The following is a 16,149-nucleotide window of genomic DNA, read 5'->3' as shown; positions in this document are numbered from 1 at the left end:
CTATGCCGATAAATGATAAGACCCCACGACCACAGGAATTCGCCGCGGTCGACCTTGGTTCTAACAGTTTCCACATGGTCATCGCCCGTGAGGTGGATGGCGCGCTGCAGATCATCGGTCGTCTGAAGCAGCGCGTACACCTGGCAGATGGTCTTGATGAACGCAGCATGCTCAGCGAAGAGGCGATGGAGCGCGGCCTGAACTGCCTGTCGCTGTTTGCTGAACGCCTGCAGGGCTTCTCACCCTCCAGTGTCTGCATTGTGGGAACGCATACCCTGCGCCAGGCGCTGAATGCCCCTGAATTCCTCAAGCGTGCGGAAAAAGTGATCCCCTACCCGATTGAGATCATCTCCGGTAACGAAGAGGCGCGTCTGATTTTTATGGGCGTTGAGCACACGCAGCCGGAAAAAGGCCGCAAGCTGGTGATTGATATCGGCGGCGGCTCCACAGAGCTGGTCATTGGTGAAGACTTTGAACCGCGTCTGGTGGAAAGCCGCCGTATGGGCTGCGTCAGTTTTGCGCAGATGTATTTCCCGGGCGGTGCGATCTCGCGGGAAAACTTCCAGCGGGCGCGCATGGCCGCCGTTCAGAAGCTGGAAAATCTGGCCTGGCAGTACCGTATCCAGGGCTGGAACGTCGCGCTGGGGGCCTCGGGCACCATCAAAGCGGCCCATGAAGTGCTGCTGGCGATGGGTGAAAAAGACGGTTTTATCACCCCCGAACGCCTGACGTTGCTGACCGAAGAGGTGCTGAAACATAAAAGTTTCGACGCGTTAAGCCTGCCGGGTCTTTCCGACGAGCGTAAAGCGGTGTTTGTACCGGGGCTGGCTATCCTGTGCGGCGTATTCGATGCGCTGGCCATTAAGGAGCTGCGTCTCTCTGACGGCGCGCTGCGTGAAGGCGTGCTGTATGAGATGGAAGGCCGCTTCCGCCATCAGGATATTCGCAGCCGCACCGCGCAAAGCCTGGCAAACCAGTACAACATCGACCGCGAACAGGCGAAGCGGGTGCTGGAAACGACCGTACAGATGTACGATCAGTGGCAGGAGCAGAATCCGAAGCTTGCCCATCCGCAGCTTGCCGCCCTGCTGAAATGGGCCGCGATGCTGCACGAAGTGGGCCTGAACATCAACCACAGCGGCATGCACCGTCATTCCGCCTACATTCTGCAAAACAGCGATTTGCCGGGCTTCAACCAGGAGCAGCAAACCATGATGGCGACGCTGGTGCGCTATCATCGCAAAGCCATTAAGCTCGACGATCTGCCGCGCTTCACGCTGTTCAAGAAAAAGCAGTTCCTGCCGATGATTCAATTGCTGCGTCTGGGCGTGCTGCTGAATAACCAGCGTCAGGCCACCACCACGCCGCCCACGCTGAAACTCAAAACGGATGACCATCACTGGACGCTGAGCTTCCCGCACGACTGGTTTAGCCAGAATGCGCTGGTTCTGCTGGATCTGGAAAAAGAGCAGCAGTACTGGGAAGCGGTCACCGGCTGGATGCTCAAAATCGAAGAAGAGAGCGCCGACGTCGCGGCGTAACGGCTCAGGCGTCCGCTACGGACGCCTCTGCCTCCAGCAGTGACTCAAGCGCCTCCGGCCGACCTATCAGATAGCCCTGCACATAGTCGATACCGAGCGCGTGAACCGCGCTACGTATCTCTTCAGTCTCCACATATTCCGCAACCACCAGCATCTTTTTCATTCGCGCTAAATGGCAAATAGAGGCCACAATCTGGTAATCCAGGCTGTTGCTGACGATATTGCGAATAAAGCTGCCGTCAATCTTGAGGATGTCTGCGTCCACGCTTTTCAGCCGCGCATAGCTTGCATAGCCGGTACCAAAATCATCTATCGCAATGCGTACGCCCATTTTTTGTAGCTGCCGGAGGGTATGCATCGCCTGCTCCGCGCTGCCGAAGGTACTGCACTCGGTCACCTCGAAGATCAACTGCCACGCCTCCACGGCGTATTTATTCAGCAGACGGCTCACCTCCAGCGGGAACTGCACCCGACAAACGGTTGAGGGCGCAAGATTAATGGCAAAGCGCTGGCCGGGCAGCCTGTCACGGTGTTCGGCCAGGAAACGCAGCGTGCGCTCCAGCACCCACAAATCGACCCGCGACGACAGGCCAAACTCCTGTGCGACGGGCAGGAACCGATCGGGAGTAAGTAACGCGCCATCCGCATCCGGCATCCGCAGCAGCACTTCATGATAGCGATCGCCACGCAGGCCGCGAACGGGCTGCGCCAGCAGGGTGAATTCGTTGTTGTCGAGCGCCTTTTGCAGGCGGCTCATCATCGCGATTTTATCCTTCAGGCTGCGCTGCAGATGGACAGCACCACGCTGCTGAAGGTTTTCCGGGTGGTTGGTTGAGAGCGAAAGATCGGCAATAACCCCTAACCCCCCCAGCACCAGATAGAGATGGTTCACGGGTGAGCGCACATAGCAGTAACTCATGCCCACCTGCGGCTGAAGCGGCATGCCATCCCAGATAAAACGGAACTGTTTGATATGCTCATCCAGGGTCTCGATTCGCTGCTGGTGCGATTCCGCGTTGAGTCGCACCGCCAGATCATACCCGGTAAGGTGATACACCCGCTCATTGGGTTGGAGTGTGCCATTAACCCACTGTGCCAGTTGCTGTTTGTACAAAATTCGCAGCAGCACGCCATAATTTCGGCCCAGCACTTCCAGTTCAGGAATACGCAGTAAACAGAGCGCCGACCACGGGTTCCGGGCCAGATCGCGTAACAACGCCCGCAGGTTAGGCATATGGACAACCGGGTCGAGGAGCGCCAGCCTGCGGGAGCGCTTATTCACGGCACGCTGGCGGGTCGACAGCATCGACATATAGACCACCACAAACGAGAAGACCAGGTAGCTGGAAGAGGTGATCGCCAGTTGAATGTCGTAGCCCTGATTCACAGGGATATAACGGTAAAAATAGTGAATAGAGACCAGCAGGACCGGCGTCCAGATGAGGGATGTCAGCCTGTAACCAAAGCGCATCGCGCCCCAGAGCATCACCGGCATCAGGAGCGACAGCGTGTAGTTAGTGGTGAAGATAGAGCTGTTCTCATTCATTGGTATCAGCAGCAACAGCAGCAGCCCGCCCAGTATGATCAACCAGACCAAAAACTCGATGAGCGTCACCTTTTTATCGATCTGCGCGCGGCTCTGAGAAATCAATGTCCTGAAATAACGCGGATGGCGAATCAGCCGGATTATCAGGTAACTCAGCGGTACGCCCGTTAAGCCGCTGACCAGCAGCGCCTGATAGTTGATCAGCGTGTGAATATTAAGCGGGTTCAGCCCCGCCAGGCTCTGGCGACTCTCATACACGCCCAGATAAACCGCAAACTGAAACAGCACCAGAAACAGCGTTGCCGGACATAACACCTGCCAGAAAATGCGCTGCGCCATCAGCCGTATATCGCCGTAAGCCGTCATATTGCGTCTGGGGGCAAAGACGCGATAACCGCCCCAACTCAGCACTAAGGGAATAATAAAATGGAAGATCCCGGCAACGGTTTCAAACAGCCCAACTTGCGGGTAATAGCGAATAAACAGCGACAGCACTATTCCGGGAATAGCCCCAACGCCGAAAAACAGCATTAAGGTGAGCAGGAAAAAGAGCGGCAGATAATAGAGTGCCACAATGCCGTCGCCCAGTTGCGTCAGGGTATTGGCCACGCTCAGTACAGGCAGCAACACCACCGGTAAAATAAGCGGCAGCGCCCACCAGCGGTCTTTATTCTGTTTCAGGAAAGCAATAGTGTTCATAGATGCCCGGTTAAACCCCTTTCTCCTGAGGGAAAATGAAGACAGGCATCCGACCTGACGTACGTGCTGCCCGCTAACACCCGGGGCAAACAGTATGGAGGAGGGATTTTAAATACCACTGAGGGGAATCCGTTGACTTAAATCAAACTATTTAATTCAAAATTTCCTTTCTTCTGTTTTTTTCCGGTTAATTTTCTTCGTGTTATCAATATCGTAAATGCAATTATTATTTTTAATAACATCGGTTAATGTATATGTTGACGGTTATTTACACATCGCAGAATTGACCCACCCTTCCCGCTGTGCCTTAATATCCGCGTCGCCCAAAAGGGTATGTCCAGGAAAAACACAGTGAGTCAGGCCACACGTATGCGAAAACGACATCGATTTAACACTCGAATGACCCGCATCATATTGCTAATCAGCTTCCTGTTTTTCTTTGGCCGCTTCGTTTATTCCTCCATTGGTGCCTGGTATCACCATCAGGACAAACTCCAGTCGCAGCAAACGGGTCTGGTGGTCGACGCACCCGTGCGCTAGTCAGAATGTCGGGCTTCCCTGCCCCTGCAGTTAAAGCACGAATCCACCGTCAATCGTCAGGCTCGCGCCTGTCATATATCCAGACTCTTCTCCAGCAAGCCATGCGGCAAGTGATGCGATCTCCTCAGGCTGCCCAATGCGTTTTAAAGGGATATGTGCAGTGATCTGCTCCGCCATTCCGGCCGTCATATCCGTGGCGATGGGGCCGGGCTGGATATTGTTAATTGTGATCCGCTTCGGAGCCAGATCCAGCGCCAGGTTTTGCACCATGGCTGCCACCGCAGCTTTACTCATCGCATAAACGCTACTACCCGCATGCCCGGTTCGCACAGCGGTATTGCTGCCAATGGTGATCACCCTTCCCCCTTCCCTCATTCGTTTAACTGCCGCCTGCACAGAGAGGAAAACGCCGCGCACGTTCACCGACAGCGTGGCATCCAGATCGTCCACTGAATAATCCTCAAGCATGCCCAGCCGCAGTACGCCTGCGTTCACTACGGCAACATCCAGCCTGCCGTAATGGTTGATCGTGGCATCAACCGCAGCCTGAATTGCAGTTGCATCTGCGCTATCAGCGTTAATCGCCAGCGCCACCCCGCCCGCATCAGTAATGGATGAGACCAGTGCATTAGCCCGGTCCGGACGTGATACCCATGTCACGGCAACGCGATATCCTTCCTTCGCCAGCCGTGCCGCTATAGCCGCACCAATTCCACGTGCGCCGCCGAAAATCAACGCAACTTTTTCACTATTCATGATGTTTTCTCCGGGAAATCTCCGCATCCGATGGATGCGCCTGAAGACACCATGCCAGCAAACTTCTCGTCATGCCCGGGGGAAATGTATCGCACTGTATCTCCCTCATCTGGCTTACGCATCGATACAAAAATCCCGCATCAGCAAACAGACGCGATACATAAAAATGGTCTGCTGTCTCTCGTGACATGACCCCACGAGGAGAGACCAAAATGATTCGCCAGCATCTGTTGCTTCCTTTACTCGCGCTGACGTCTTCCGTCTGCGCCGCGCCCCTGAGCGGCCTCAGCGCCGCCGACGTCAACGGTCCGGCTGCCGTTGCCCCGCTTGAGCAGCCCCAGCCACCCGCCAGGCTGATTGTCGATCCGCCGCTGGCAGGCCCGCTGAGTAAGGGTGCCGTCTTTATTCAGTACCGTGTTGAAAACCTGCGCATTGAACCTGTCTTTGGGCCCGACGCGCTGAAAGTCACTCCGCGCATCGGCCATATTCACGTTGTGGTGGATGACGCACCCTGGCACTGGGCGGACACCAGCGGTGAGCCGGTGATTCTGGTGGGACTGCCCGCCGGAAAACACAAGGTGACCATTATCCTGGCCGACCCGACACATAAGCCTCTCGACCATAAAACCCTTGAATTCACCGTGCCGCCGCATGCGCCGGTCCACCATTTCTGAGGAGCCTGAAGATGAAAACATTATCGATACTGACGGCGGGTCTGCTGGCGATGTCGGCCAGCGCCTTTGCGCAGAGTGAAACCAGCGTGGTGCTGGTGCATGGCGCATTTGCCGACGGTAGCAGCTGGAACAAGGTGATTTCCCTTTTGCAGAAACGCCACACCGAGGTAATAGCCGTCCAGCTGCCGCTGACCTCACTAAAAGATGACGTAGCAGCCACCCGGCGTGCCATCGCTCGCGCACACGGGGACGTGGTACTGGTAGGTCACTCCTGGGGCGGCACCGTGATTAGCGAGGCCGGCAACGATGCGCGGGTGAAATCGCTGGTGTATGTGGCGGCGTTCGCGCCGGACGCCGGTCAGTCAACGGCAGAGCTGGCTAATAGCTACCCGGCGCCACCGGGGAGCGCCGGTATCGCAAAAACCGCGGACGGCTTTTTATACCTGCCGCCTGCGTCGGTCAGTAAGGACTTCGCACCGGATGTGAAACCGGGTGAACAACAGATCATCGCCGCCACACAGGGGCCAATAAAGGGCGATGCGTTTGGCGAAAAGGTCACTCGCGCGGCGTGGCACGCGAAGCCGAGCTGGTATGTGGTAAGCAAGAACGACCGGATGATCAATCCTGAGCTTGAACGCGCGATGGCGAAGGCCATCCACGCGAACACCACCGAGGTCGCGGCAAGCCACGTGTCGATGGTGAGCCAGCCGGAAGCCATTGCCCGCACGATTGAGCAGGCGAGGCAGATGCACTGAAGACAGTTCGACCAGCGGCGCTGTGCTTGTGCGAGCCTACGGTTTCGTAGGTCGGGTCAGCGCAGCGCCACCCGACAAGAAAGGCCGCTTCAGCCCCCACTCTCTGCGGGGTAATCCCGGTTAATCCACGCGTGGTCCTCTTCCCACGTGAACATCCATTTGCGCACCGGCCCGGCCATCACGTTGAGGTAGTAGCTGTCATACCCCGCCAGGGTTGCCACCGGGTGGTAGCCCTTCGGCACCATCACCACGTCACGGTTGTAGACCGCCATGCATTCATCCAGCGTTCTGTCGTCAGTGTAGACCCGCTGCATGCAGAACCCCTGCTCCGGGTTGAGGCGATGGTAATAGGTCTCCTCCAGATACGTCTCCTGGGGTGGAGTATCCGTGTCGTGCTTATGGCTCGGGTACGAGCTGGTGCAGCCTTCGTTGGTCCAGACCTCCACCACCAGCAGGCTGTCAGCCGGTTTGTCTTCCGGCAGAATGTTGTGCACATAGCGCTGGTTATGGCCTTTGCCGCGCGCTTCAGCGTCGATATCCTGCGGTGCAATCAGCCGCGTCGGCCAGCTACCTTTACCCGGAGCGGCACAAACCGCCAGTTCCAGCTTCGTGAGCGCCTTCACCTGCACCGTCTCCTGCGGGGTAACGTACACCGCCCACGGCTTGATGCGCTCGAACGGGCTCATCCGCTCGCCAATATCGTTAAACTGCGCGGAAGGCGTGCTGATGGAGGCGCGCCCGGCCACCAGCACCAGACAGCGCTCTTCGCTGACGGCGGGTAGCGTCAACTGCTGCCCCTCCTGCAACTCATAGGCCTCAAAGCCAACATATCCCCACCCGGCGCGTTCCGGCGTGACGGACTGGGTCCGCCCTTCATCGTTCGGCTGTTGCCAGCGTGATAGCAGACGTGACATGTCACCTCCTCAGATAAGCCCGGCGTCGCGCGCCAGACGGCTCAGGTTGTTATACCCCAGACGGGCATAGGTCAGCGGATGGGCAATCGCAGGATCCTGCTCCGCCTCCACCACCAGCCAGCCGTGATAATTCTGCGCTTTCAGCAGTTGCATGATCGGCGGATAATCCACGCAGCCGTCGCCCGGCACGGTAAATACACCGCTCAGCACCGCATCGAGGAAGCTGGTTTTGCGGTTTTTGACATCCGCCAGCACGTCGGCACGCACGTCTTTGCAGTGAACGTGGTTGATGCGCGACGCCCAGCGCTGCGCCACCGTCAGCGGGTCGGCCCCGGCAAAGGTCAGGTGACCGGTGTCCAGCAGCAACCCGACCTCTTCGCCGGTATGGGTCATCAGGTTGTCCACGTCGTCGGCGGACTCAATCACCGTCCCCATATGGTGGTGATAGGCAATCTGCACCCCCTGCTGCTGAGTGTAGCGGGCAAATTCCGTGAGCTTCTCACCATACTCTTTCCAGCGTGCCTGCGGGAAGCGCGGGCGCAGATGCACCGGCGTCTGCTGCTCGCCGTGAATGCAGCCGCTCACCTCCGCAAATACCAGCACCTTTGCCCCCAGCTCACGCAGCAGCGTCAGGTGGGACTGCACGGCGGCAATCTCCTCTTCCACGCTGCGCTCCAGCAGGCGGCCGGAGTACCAGCCAGAGACCAGCTGCAGATCGTGGCGCTGCAAAATAGGGCCAAGCAGGCGCGCTTCACGCGGGAATTTGTTGCCCAGTTCGAAACCGGCAAAACCGGCCTCTTTCCCCTCGCTCAGACAGGTCTCCAGCGGCGTTTCGGCACCAAGGGAAGGCAGATCGTCGTTAGTCCACGTCAGGGGGTTAATGCCTAATTGCACACTCATTGTCGTCTCCATTATGCGTGTCCGCGCTCGCGCCACCAGGCGATAAGCTGCAGGTAATTGTCCCGGATGCGCGCCACCAGCTGCGCATCGTCGATATCGTGTTTCAGCCATGCGCGGGAAGCTTCGCCAAACAGCGTGCGCCCCACGGCAAATCCTTTCACCAGTTCGTGCCCTGCCGCGGCGTTAAACCCGGCACGCAGCTGCTCGGCAGGCGCATCCAGCCCGAGGATCACCACCCCACGGCAGTGCGGATCCCGACGCTGGATAATCTCGCTCAGTGCCGTCCAGCCATCGGACGTCAGCGGCGGCAATTTCCACCAGTCCGGGTAAATACCCAGGTTGTAGAAGCGGGAGATGGCACGCAGATAAAGTTCATCGCTGCGCGGCATGCTGGCGGGCAATATCACCTCCAGCAGCAGCTCATGCCCGGACTGGCAGCAGGCGTGGTAGACCTCGGCAATTTTCTGCTCCTGCTCCAGGCGCAGGCCGTGGGCATCTTCCGGGTGGAAAAAGACCAGGCACTTCACCACATGCTCCTGCGGCCAGCTGATAAGCTGGGTGCCGATGTTACCGTGCTCCATCTCCAGCGGACGGGAGCCCGGCAGCTCAATGGGCCGCCCGATCCACCACCCTTCACCGGTAATGGCGTTGAGCGCGTCCTGACCAAACGTACCGTCACACAGCAGGCCCGCTTTGCCTGCCAGCCCGGCACGGCTCGCCGCCTCGCGGCTGGCCTGCAGGATCAGCTGCTTGAGCGCCGGAATACGTTTGAGCGACGCCCCGCACTGCAGCGCCATATCTTCAAGCTGGCTGCGGTGATCGAACGCCATTACGCACAATTCCGGCCATTCGCGGCGACGGGTGGTGACCCGGTGCAGATGGTTCAGACGCGGGTCGAGATCCGGGCGTGGAACGAGCGCGGCGCGCGCGAGATAGTCATCCAGCTCAATTTTGCTCGGCATCGCCGGGGCGCAGCCGTGGCGCGAGACCACCAGCGCGCCGCAGGCGTTGGCATAGCGGCACGCCTGCTCCCAGCCCTCGTCGTTCAGGTAGCCGCGCAGCAGGCCAGACATAAAGGCATCGCCCGCGCCGAGGACGTTCAGCACCTCCACGCGCACGCCGGTCACCGTCAGGCCGTCATCCAGACGGGCCGGAATGGCACCGGTATAGACCGAACAGCCAAGCGCGCCGCGTTTGCAGACCAGCGTGGCCTGACTCACGGCACGCACCTGCGCCAGCGCCAGCAGGGTGTCCGTGCTGCCGCCCGCAATGTGGAACTCCTCCTCGGTGCCGACAATAACGTCGAAGAGGTGCAGCACTTCCTGAAGTTCACGGGTGACCTGATCGGCCGCGATAAAGCGCGTTTCGCCGTCGCCTAAGGAGGTCAGCCCCCACAGCACCGGGCGGTAATCAATGTCCAGCACCGTGCGCACGCCGTGACGACGGGCGTAGCCCAGCGCCGTCAGCACCGCCTCGCGGGTCTGCGGATGAGAAAGGTGAGTCCCGGTGATGGCAAGACACCGTGCGGAAGCGATGTAGTTTTCGTCCACATCGCTGGCCGTAATAGCCATATCCGCGCAGTTATCGCGATAAAAAATCAGAGGAAAGGTGTCCCGGTCTTTAATGCCGAGTAGCACCAGCGCCGTGAGGCGTGTTTTATCGGTGATCAGATGGCTGGTATCACAGCCCACCTGATTTAGCTCTTCGCGCAGGAATCGGCCCATATGCTCGTCGCCCACGCGCGCCAGCATCGACGAACGCAACCCCTGCCGCGCCGTGCCGTACGCCACGTTGCCGGACGAGCCGCCGAGATATTTGGCAAAGCTCGACACATCCTCCAGCCGCGCACCAATCTGCTGACTGTAGAGGTCTACCGCCACGCGGCCCATGCATATCACATCAAACTGCTTTTCCACGTTGATACCCCTTCAGACAATGTCATTCACGTTCAGCCAGCGGCCTTGCTGGTGTGAGAGTGCGATGGCGTCCAGCACGCGCGAGACCTTCCACCCCTCTTCAAAGTCCGGCCACATCGGTGCGTCGGCGGCAATGCCATCCACCAGGTCACGTACTTCCACCGTTTTTTGATCGTTAAAGCCAATACCGTGGCCTGCACCCATACAGAACGCGCCGTAGTCCGGGTGTGCCGGGCCAACCAGCAGCGTGCGGAATCCCTGACGGTTGACCGGATCGTCATGCAGATAGAGCTTCAGCTCGGCCATGCGCTCCTGAGTGAAGCTGATGGCGCCTTTCGTTCCGGTGATCACATATGACAACCCCATCTTGCGGCCGCAGGCGACGCGGGAGGTTTCAATCACACCCTGCGCCCCGCCCGCGAAACGTACCATCGCGTGGGCCTGATCCTCGTTTTCGACGGCAATCATCTCCGACGACCCGGCCTTCGCCGGACGTTCCGGGACCACAATCTTCAGGTCGCCGCAAACCTGCTCAATCTCCCCCACCAGGTACTGCGCCATATTGACGATATGCGCCGCCAGATCGCCCAGCGCCCCCAGCCCGGCAGTCTCTTTGAAGCAGTGCCAGTGAATGGGCGAAAGCGGGTCGGCCATGTAGTCTTCGTTGTGGGTGCCGTAGAAGTGGATCACCTCGCCTATTTCGCCGCGGGCGATAATCTCTTTCGCCAGCTGCGCCGTCGGGTTTTTCATGTAGTTGAAGCCCACCAGGGTTTTCACCCCTGCCCGCTTCGCGGCCTCGACCATCTCACGCGCGTCGTGAGCGTTCAGCGCCAGCGGTTTTTCCGAGTAAACGTGCTTGCCGTGGCGGATCGCCTCCAGCGCCATCTCTTTATGCAGATGGTTGGGCGAGCAAATATCCACTACATCAATGGCCGGGTCGGCCACCAGCGCCCGCCAGTCTCCCGTTGAACGGTTAAAGCCAAACGCCTGCGCGCGCTCTGCCGCCAGCGTCGGGTTTACCTCGGCCACCATCTCACGCACCAGCTTGCCGCGCAGGTTGAACACCGTCGGGGCCTGGGCATAGGCGATGGCATGCGCCTTGCCGATATACCCGGTGCCAATTAATCCAATACGAACCTCTTTCATCGTGATCCTCACAGTGCGCCGCGACGGCTCTTGGCGTAGGTGTCGAACGCCACCGCCAGAACGATAATTAACCCGGTGATAATCTGCTGGTAGTAAGCCGAGACGTTCATCAGCACCAGGCCGTTAATCAGAATGCCCATAATGATGGAGCCGATAATGGTGCCGCCGATGCGTCCGTAGCCGCCCATCAGCGAGGTGCCGCCAATCACCACCGAGGCAATGACGCGCAATTCAAAGGAGATCCCGGCCACCGCCTCGGCGCTCCCCAGACGCGCGCTGAGAATAAAGCCCGCCAGCCCCGCCAGACAGCCAATCAGCACATAGACGCTGACCAGTACGCGCTTCACGTTCACACCCGCCAGACGCGCCGCCTCCGGGTTGCCACCGATGGCGTAAACGAAGCGCCCCCAGCGGGTTTTGTGCAGCGCCAGATAACCGCCAACGGCGACGATGGCGAAGATCCAGATCGGAATGGAGATACCGAGCAGCTCGCCCCGTCCCCACCAGCGGTAGCCCTGATCGAAACCGGCGATTGGCGCGCCGTCGTTAATCACCAGGGTCAGGCCGCGCCAGATGGTCATCCCCCCGAGGGTGACGATGAACGGCGGCAGGCGCAGGCGGGTAACGCCCAGGCCGTGCAGAAAACCAATCGCCGTGCCCATCGCCAGACAAATCCCCAGCCCTATCAGCCAGCTCATGCCGCCCCAGGCGTTCGGGTCGACGGTGGTAAAGTTGTCGCCTTTGATCACGTACGCCGCGGTCATGGCGCACACCGCCAGAATGGATCCGACGGAGAGGTCGATCCCGGCGGTCAGGATGACGAAGGTCATCCCCACGGCCATGATCCCGTAGATGGAGACTTCGGTCAGGATGTTGAAAATGTTGCGTTCAGAGAAAAAATTGCTGTTCTGCGACTGGAAGAAGATCAGCAGCAGGATCATGAAAATCAGCACCCCAAAGCGCTCGAAGAAGGCGATGGGATCGATGCGTCCGGCGCGTTTGACCGGGGCCTGCGTTTTAGAAATCATCTGCGTCATGAGAAACTCCGTTATGCCGCGTTCAGGGCGTTGTGGTTGATGGCCATCATCGTCATCAGCCGCTCTTCGTTGGCATCATCGCCATGGATCTCGCCGGTAACCCGGCCTTCGCTCAGGGTGATGATCCGGTCGGACACCGCCATCACTTCAGGCAGATCGGAGGAGATCACAATCACCGCCACGCCCTTTTTCGCCATGTCAAACAGCACCTGGTGCACTTCTGATTTGGTCCCCACGTCGATGCCACGCGTTGGCTCATCGACAATCAGCACCCGTGGGTTGAGCGCCATGCAGCGCGCGAGGATCACTTTTTGCTGGTTACCGCCGGAGAGCTTGCGCACCTCCTGCGCGCTGTTGACCATCTTGATCTGCAGCGCCTGGCGGTAGGACTCAATCAGATCGTCCTCTTTGCGGGTATTGACGAACCAGCGCCAGTGCAGCAGTGACGAAAGGCAGGAGAGCGACAGGTTGTCGCGAATCGACAGCCCCAGCACCGCCCCCTCTTTTTTGCGATCTTCCGGCACCAGCGCCACGCCCTGATCGAGGGCATACAGCGGGTCGCGCGGCTGGTACGGCACGCCGTCAAGCTCAAAGCTGCCAGAGGTAAACGCGTCTGCGCCAAACAGGCAGCGGGCCACTTCGGTGCGTCCTGCACCCACCAGTCCGGCGATGCCCAGCACCTCACCCGCGTGGACATGGAAGCTGATGTCATGCAGGGCAATACCGTGCGGATCCAGCGGCGGCTTTTCGCGGCTCAGCCCCTTCACGGCCAGACGGATGGGTTTATCCTCATGGTTGGTTTCGCTGGCGGGACGGCGGTTAAACACCACGTCGCGCCCGACCATCAGGCGGATCAGCTGCTCTACGTTCGTTTCTGCCACCGCGCCGGTGCCGGTGAAACGGCCATCCTGGAAAACGGTGAAACGGTCGCAGAGCTGGAAAACTTCATGCAGGCGGTGTGTCACATAGATAATGCTCACCCCGCGGTTTTTAAGCTCCCGCACCACACGGTGCAGGCTTTCTACTTCGCTGTCGCTCAGCGCGGCGGAAGGTTCATCCATGATGATCAGCCTGGCGTTGAGGGTCAGCGCTCTCGCGATCTCGACCATCTGCTGCTGGGCCACGCTCAGGCGGGCAACGGGTGTGGTCGGCGCGACGTTCAGTTGCAGGTAATCAAGAATGACCTGCGCCTCCTGGTTTACCGCTTTTTCATCGACGATCAGGTTCCGCTTGCGCGGCTCGCGCCCAAGGAACATGTTTTCCGCGACGGTCATGTTGGGCAGCAGGTTAAATTCCTGATAGATGGTGATAATGCCCTTGTTCTGTCGTTCCACCGGGGAGTCATCTACCGGCAGCGTTTCGCCGTTGAACCAGATCTCCCCGCGCGTTTGCGGCTGCGCGCCCGCAAGCGCCTTCAGCAGCGTGGATTTTCCCGCCCCGTTTTCCCCCAGCAGGGCGTGGATTTCTCCTGGCCCGACGGTCAACTGGGCATTGCTCAGCGCCCAGACGCCGGAAAAGCTTTTCGCCAGCTCGGTCACTTTCAGTAAGGGTTGCGACATCAGTCTGCTCCTCCTCATGATGAGCCGCCAAAGGCGGCTCGGGACATATTAGTTACCGGCCTCACCGATACGCTCAGCCTGCTGCAGGTTCTCTTTGGTGATAAGCGTTGGCGGGTAGTCCGCGCCGGTGATGGCTTTCTTCTCACGCACGTTGGCCACCAGCTGGCTCATTGCCGTTTGCACCGCAAAGCCCGGGCGCTGATCCGCAGTCACCGCCAGCCAGCCGTCACGCACGCGAGCCAGCGCTTCAGGAACCGCATCAAAGCCGGTTACCAGGATTTCACCGGGCTTCACGCCCTGGCTCTGCAGGGCTTCAATCGCCCCCAGCGCCATATCATCGTTGGCGGAGAGGATCACCTGCGGGCGTTTCGGCAGTGACGGCAGAACGCTTTCTACAATGCGCATCCCTTCAGAACGCATCCAGTTGCCGGTCTGATCGGCGACGATCTTGTATTTATCGCCACCCGCTTTCAGGCTGTCGCGGATCCCTTTGGTGCGTTCGATGTTGGAAGAGGAACCCGGCTGACCGGTGAGCAGAATGATCTCTGCCCCGTCGGGGAATTTGCTTTTCACGAAGTCGCCAATCGCCTGGCCGCCTTTATAGTTGTTGGCACCAAAGTGCGGCACTTTCTTCTGACTGTCGACGGAGCGGTCAAGGGTGACCACCGGCAGCTTCGCATCCTGAATTTCATCCACCGCGCTGGAGACCGCGTTCACGTCGTTCGGGGAGACGATGAACCCCTGCGCTCCGCGGGTGATGGCGTTTTCCAGGTCAGCCACCTGTTTTGGTGAACTGCCCTGCCCGTCCAGCACCTGCAACTTGACGCCCATCTCTTTTGCGGCTTTCACCGCCGTGCGCTGCATGTGAACTTCAAACGGCATCGCCAGGTTTGGCGTACTGAAAACAATTTGCTCGTTTTCGGCGAGGGCAGCCCCGGACGTCATGGCGATGAGGGCGGCTAAGATCAGCTTTTTCATTATTATGTCTCTCTGTGTAGGGTGGTTGTGTTTAGAGGACGATCTCGCGCTGGCTACGCAGCGACTCCAGCGCTTTATCCGCGAGGTACAGCGCACGTTCACCATCATCGCCGCTGCAGTCAGGCACCGCTTCGCCGCGCAATACCGCAACAAAGTGTTCCCATTCCGCGGCGTAAGCGGATTTGTAGCGCTGCAGGAAGAAGTGTTCCGGCAGCGCGCTGGTGCAGCCCTGTTTGCCGTAGTGCTGCACCTGATTTTCAAGAATATTGCCCGCGCAGAGCAGCCCTTCAGAGCCGTGCAGCTCCAGGCGCTGGTCGTAGCCGTAAGAGGAGCGGCGGCTGTTGACGATGGTCGCCATTGCGCCGGAGGCATATTTCAGAACGATAAATGCGGTGTCGATGTCCCCCGCCTCGCCAATCGCCGGATCCACCAGGTTACTGCCCTGGGCATACACTGACACCGGCTCTTCACCCATGATGAAGCGCGCCATATCAAAGTCGTGAATGGTCATATCGCGGAACATGCCGCCAGAGACGCGGACATACTCCGCCGGTGGTGGAGACGGATCGCGGGAGATGATCAGCAGCGATTCCGGTTTGCCGATACGCCTGGCCTGGGCGTCGGTTTTCACGCGGCGGAACTGTGGGTCAAAGCGGCGGTTAAAGCCGATGAACAGCGGCACGTCGTACTCTTTAACCACTTTCAAGCAGTCGCGCACGCGGGCGAGGTCGAGGTGTACCGGTTTTTCACAGAAGATGGCTTTGCCATGACGGGCGGCCATTTCAATCAGGTCCGCATGGGTATCGGTCGCCGAGGCGATCAGCACGGCATGAACGTCAGGGTCGGTCATCGCCTCAACCAGGCTCTGCTGGCGGGCCTGGTACTGCGTGGCGAGACGGGTGGCAAATTCCTGATTCGGGTCAACCACGGACCAGAGCGTGGTCGCGCTGTGGCTGGCGATGTTAGCTGCATGTACCTGGCCAATTCGGCCAGCGCCCAGTAAAGCAATGTTAAACATAACGGCTCCCGGTGTTGGTGAATGCTGTGAACTAACGACCCTTTAAATAAAACATTTATTTCATTTTTATAAATAGTGAAAATTATGTTTTTGAGTGTGGGTTAACACTTTTGAGATGAATGAGATAAATTTTGTTATCAATCTCACAACATGGGAGGGAGGACATCTTC

The 16,149-nt window shown here is 58.9% G+C and carries 14 protein-coding genes; 4 read left to right on the top strand and 10 right to left on the bottom strand.

Annotation, left to right across the window (positions count from 1 at the left end):
* Nucleotides 1-2: 2 nt before the first annotated feature.
* Nucleotides 3-1,541, top strand: coding sequence for an exopolyphosphatase (ppx, locus tag ACOTZF_RS06810; protein ID WP_020689986.1), 1,539 nt, complete (start codon nt 3-5; stop codon nt 1,539-1,541).
* Between the two features lie 4 nt (nt 1,542-1,545).
* Here ppx and ACOTZF_RS06805 read toward each other — a convergent pair whose 3' ends face one another.
* Complete coding sequence (locus tag ACOTZF_RS06805; protein WP_129317968.1) at nt 1,546-3,786, bottom strand: EAL domain-containing protein; 2,241 nt, start codon at nt 3,784-3,786, stop codon at nt 1,546-1,548.
* 369 nt (nt 3,787-4,155) lie between these two features.
* Here ACOTZF_RS06805 and ACOTZF_RS06800 point away from each other — a divergent pair, with 369 nt between their 5' ends.
* Nucleotides 4,156-4,326: a YfgG family protein gene (locus ACOTZF_RS06800; protein WP_038420351.1), complete on the top strand. Its 171-nt coding sequence runs from the start codon at nt 4,156-4,158 to the stop codon at nt 4,324-4,326.
* A 30-nt stretch (nt 4,327-4,356) separates the two neighbouring features.
* Here ACOTZF_RS06800 and ACOTZF_RS06795 read toward each other — a convergent pair whose 3' ends face one another.
* Entirely contained in the window at nt 4,357-5,082 is a 726-nt protein-coding gene (locus tag ACOTZF_RS06795; RefSeq protein ID WP_080314660.1) for an SDR family oxidoreductase, read from the bottom strand.
* Nucleotides 5,083-5,294: 212 nt separating this feature from the next.
* Between ACOTZF_RS06795 and ACOTZF_RS06790 the strand changes: the two genes are divergently transcribed.
* Together ACOTZF_RS06790 and ACOTZF_RS06785 are read left to right on the top strand one after the other, a co-directional pair.
* Nucleotides 5,295-5,756 carry a DUF6130 family protein gene (locus ACOTZF_RS06790; protein ID WP_013098248.1) on the top strand — a complete coding sequence of 154 codons (462 nt, stop codon included), beginning with the start codon at nt 5,295-5,297 and terminating at the stop codon, nt 5,754-5,756.
* 11 nt (nt 5,757-5,767) lie between these two features.
* Nucleotides 5,768-6,511, top strand: coding sequence for an alpha/beta fold hydrolase (locus ACOTZF_RS06785; RefSeq protein WP_013098249.1), 744 nt, complete (start codon nt 5,768-5,770; stop codon nt 6,509-6,511).
* A gap of 89 nt (nt 6,512-6,600) precedes the next feature.
* Here the strand turns inward: ACOTZF_RS06785 and iolB are convergent, their stop codons facing one another.
* Genes iolB through iolG form a run of 8 tightly spaced genes read right to left on the bottom strand, consistent with a single transcriptional unit; the run spans nt 6,601 to nt 15,979 of the window.
* Nucleotides 6,601-7,425, bottom strand: a complete 825-nt coding sequence (iolB, locus tag ACOTZF_RS06780; RefSeq protein ID WP_129251954.1) for a 5-deoxy-glucuronate isomerase — start codon at nt 7,423-7,425, stop codon at nt 6,601-6,603.
* A 9-nt stretch (nt 7,426-7,434) separates the two neighbouring features.
* Nucleotides 7,435-8,325, bottom strand: a complete 891-nt coding sequence (gene iolE, locus ACOTZF_RS06775; RefSeq protein WP_044789531.1) for a myo-inosose-2 dehydratase — start codon at nt 8,323-8,325, stop codon at nt 7,435-7,437.
* An 11-nt stretch (nt 8,326-8,336) separates the two neighbouring features.
* Nucleotides 8,337-10,241: a bifunctional 5-dehydro-2-deoxygluconokinase/5-dehydro-2-deoxyphosphogluconate aldolase gene (locus ACOTZF_RS06770; RefSeq protein ID WP_058684213.1), complete on the bottom strand. Its 1,905-nt coding sequence runs from the start codon at nt 10,239-10,241 to the stop codon at nt 8,337-8,339.
* A gap of 12 nt (nt 10,242-10,253) precedes the next feature.
* Nucleotides 10,254-11,387: a Gfo/Idh/MocA family protein gene (locus ACOTZF_RS06765; protein ID WP_023620385.1), complete on the bottom strand. Its 1,134-nt coding sequence runs from the start codon at nt 11,385-11,387 to the stop codon at nt 10,254-10,256.
* Nucleotides 11,388-11,395: 8 nt separating this feature from the next.
* On the bottom strand, nt 11,396-12,424 hold the full coding sequence (locus tag ACOTZF_RS06760) for an ABC transporter permease (protein ID WP_013098254.1): 1,029 nt from the start codon (nt 12,422-12,424) through the stop codon (nt 11,396-11,398).
* Nucleotides 12,425-12,435: 11 nt separating this feature from the next.
* Nucleotides 12,436-13,983 (bottom strand): sugar ABC transporter ATP-binding protein, encoded by a 1,548-nt coding sequence (locus ACOTZF_RS06755; protein WP_129251958.1) that lies wholly within the window; start codon nt 13,981-13,983, stop codon nt 12,436-12,438.
* A gap of 48 nt (nt 13,984-14,031) precedes the next feature.
* The gene (locus tag ACOTZF_RS06750; RefSeq protein ID WP_013098256.1) at nt 14,032-14,961 is read right to left on the bottom strand and encodes a sugar ABC transporter substrate-binding protein; all 930 of its coding nucleotides are present in this window, start codon (nt 14,959-14,961) and stop codon (nt 14,032-14,034) included.
* A gap of 31 nt (nt 14,962-14,992) precedes the next feature.
* On the bottom strand, nt 14,993-15,979 hold the full coding sequence (iolG, locus tag ACOTZF_RS06745; RefSeq protein ID WP_129251960.1) for an inositol 2-dehydrogenase: 987 nt from the start codon (nt 15,977-15,979) through the stop codon (nt 14,993-14,995).
* Nucleotides 15,980-16,149 lie beyond the last annotated feature (170 nt).

Source organism: Enterobacter cloacae complex sp. SHL021 (genome assembly GCF_049237765.1).
GTDB classification, from domain to species: domain Bacteria; phylum Pseudomonadota; class Gammaproteobacteria; order Enterobacterales; family Enterobacteriaceae; genus Enterobacter; species Enterobacter cloacae.
Note: the sequence above shows the minus strand (reverse complement) of the source record. Positions and strands in the feature narration are given on the sequence as shown.

Excerpts from the sequence above, each read along its gene's own strand:
- ppx (WP_020689986.1), top strand. The coding sequence starts at position 3 with ATGCCGATAAATGATAAGACCCCACGACCACAGGAATTCGCCGCGGTC.
- ACOTZF_RS06805 (WP_129317968.1), bottom strand. The coding sequence starts at position 3,786 with ATGAACACTATTGCTTTCCTGAAACAGAATAAAGACCGCTGGTGGGCG.
- ACOTZF_RS06800 (WP_038420351.1), top strand. The coding sequence starts at position 4,156 with ATGCGAAAACGACATCGATTTAACACTCGAATGACCCGCATCATATTG.
- ACOTZF_RS06795 (WP_080314660.1), bottom strand. The coding sequence starts at position 5,082 with ATGAATAGTGAAAAAGTTGCGTTGATTTTCGGCGGCGCACGTGGAATT.
- ACOTZF_RS06790 (WP_013098248.1), top strand. The coding sequence starts at position 5,295 with ATGATTCGCCAGCATCTGTTGCTTCCTTTACTCGCGCTGACGTCTTCC.
- ACOTZF_RS06785 (WP_013098249.1), top strand. The coding sequence starts at position 5,768 with ATGAAAACATTATCGATACTGACGGCGGGTCTGCTGGCGATGTCGGCC.
- iolB (WP_129251954.1), bottom strand. The coding sequence starts at position 7,425 with ATGTCACGTCTGCTATCACGCTGGCAACAGCCGAACGATGAAGGGCGG.
- iolE (WP_044789531.1), bottom strand. The coding sequence starts at position 8,325 with ATGAGTGTGCAATTAGGCATTAACCCCCTGACGTGGACTAACGACGAT.
- ACOTZF_RS06765 (WP_023620385.1), bottom strand. The coding sequence starts at position 11,387 with ATGAAAGAGGTTCGTATTGGATTAATTGGCACCGGGTATATCGGCAAG.
- ACOTZF_RS06760 (WP_013098254.1), bottom strand. The coding sequence starts at position 12,424 with ATGACGCAGATGATTTCTAAAACGCAGGCCCCGGTCAAACGCGCCGGA.
- ACOTZF_RS06755 (WP_129251958.1), bottom strand. The coding sequence starts at position 13,983 with ATGTCGCAACCCTTACTGAAAGTGACCGAGCTGGCGAAAAGCTTTTCC.
- ACOTZF_RS06750 (WP_013098256.1), bottom strand. The coding sequence starts at position 14,961 with ATGAAAAAGCTGATCTTAGCCGCCCTCATCGCCATGACGTCCGGGGCT.
- iolG (WP_129251960.1), bottom strand. The coding sequence starts at position 15,979 with ATGTTTAACATTGCTTTACTGGGCGCTGGCCGAATTGGCCAGGTACAT.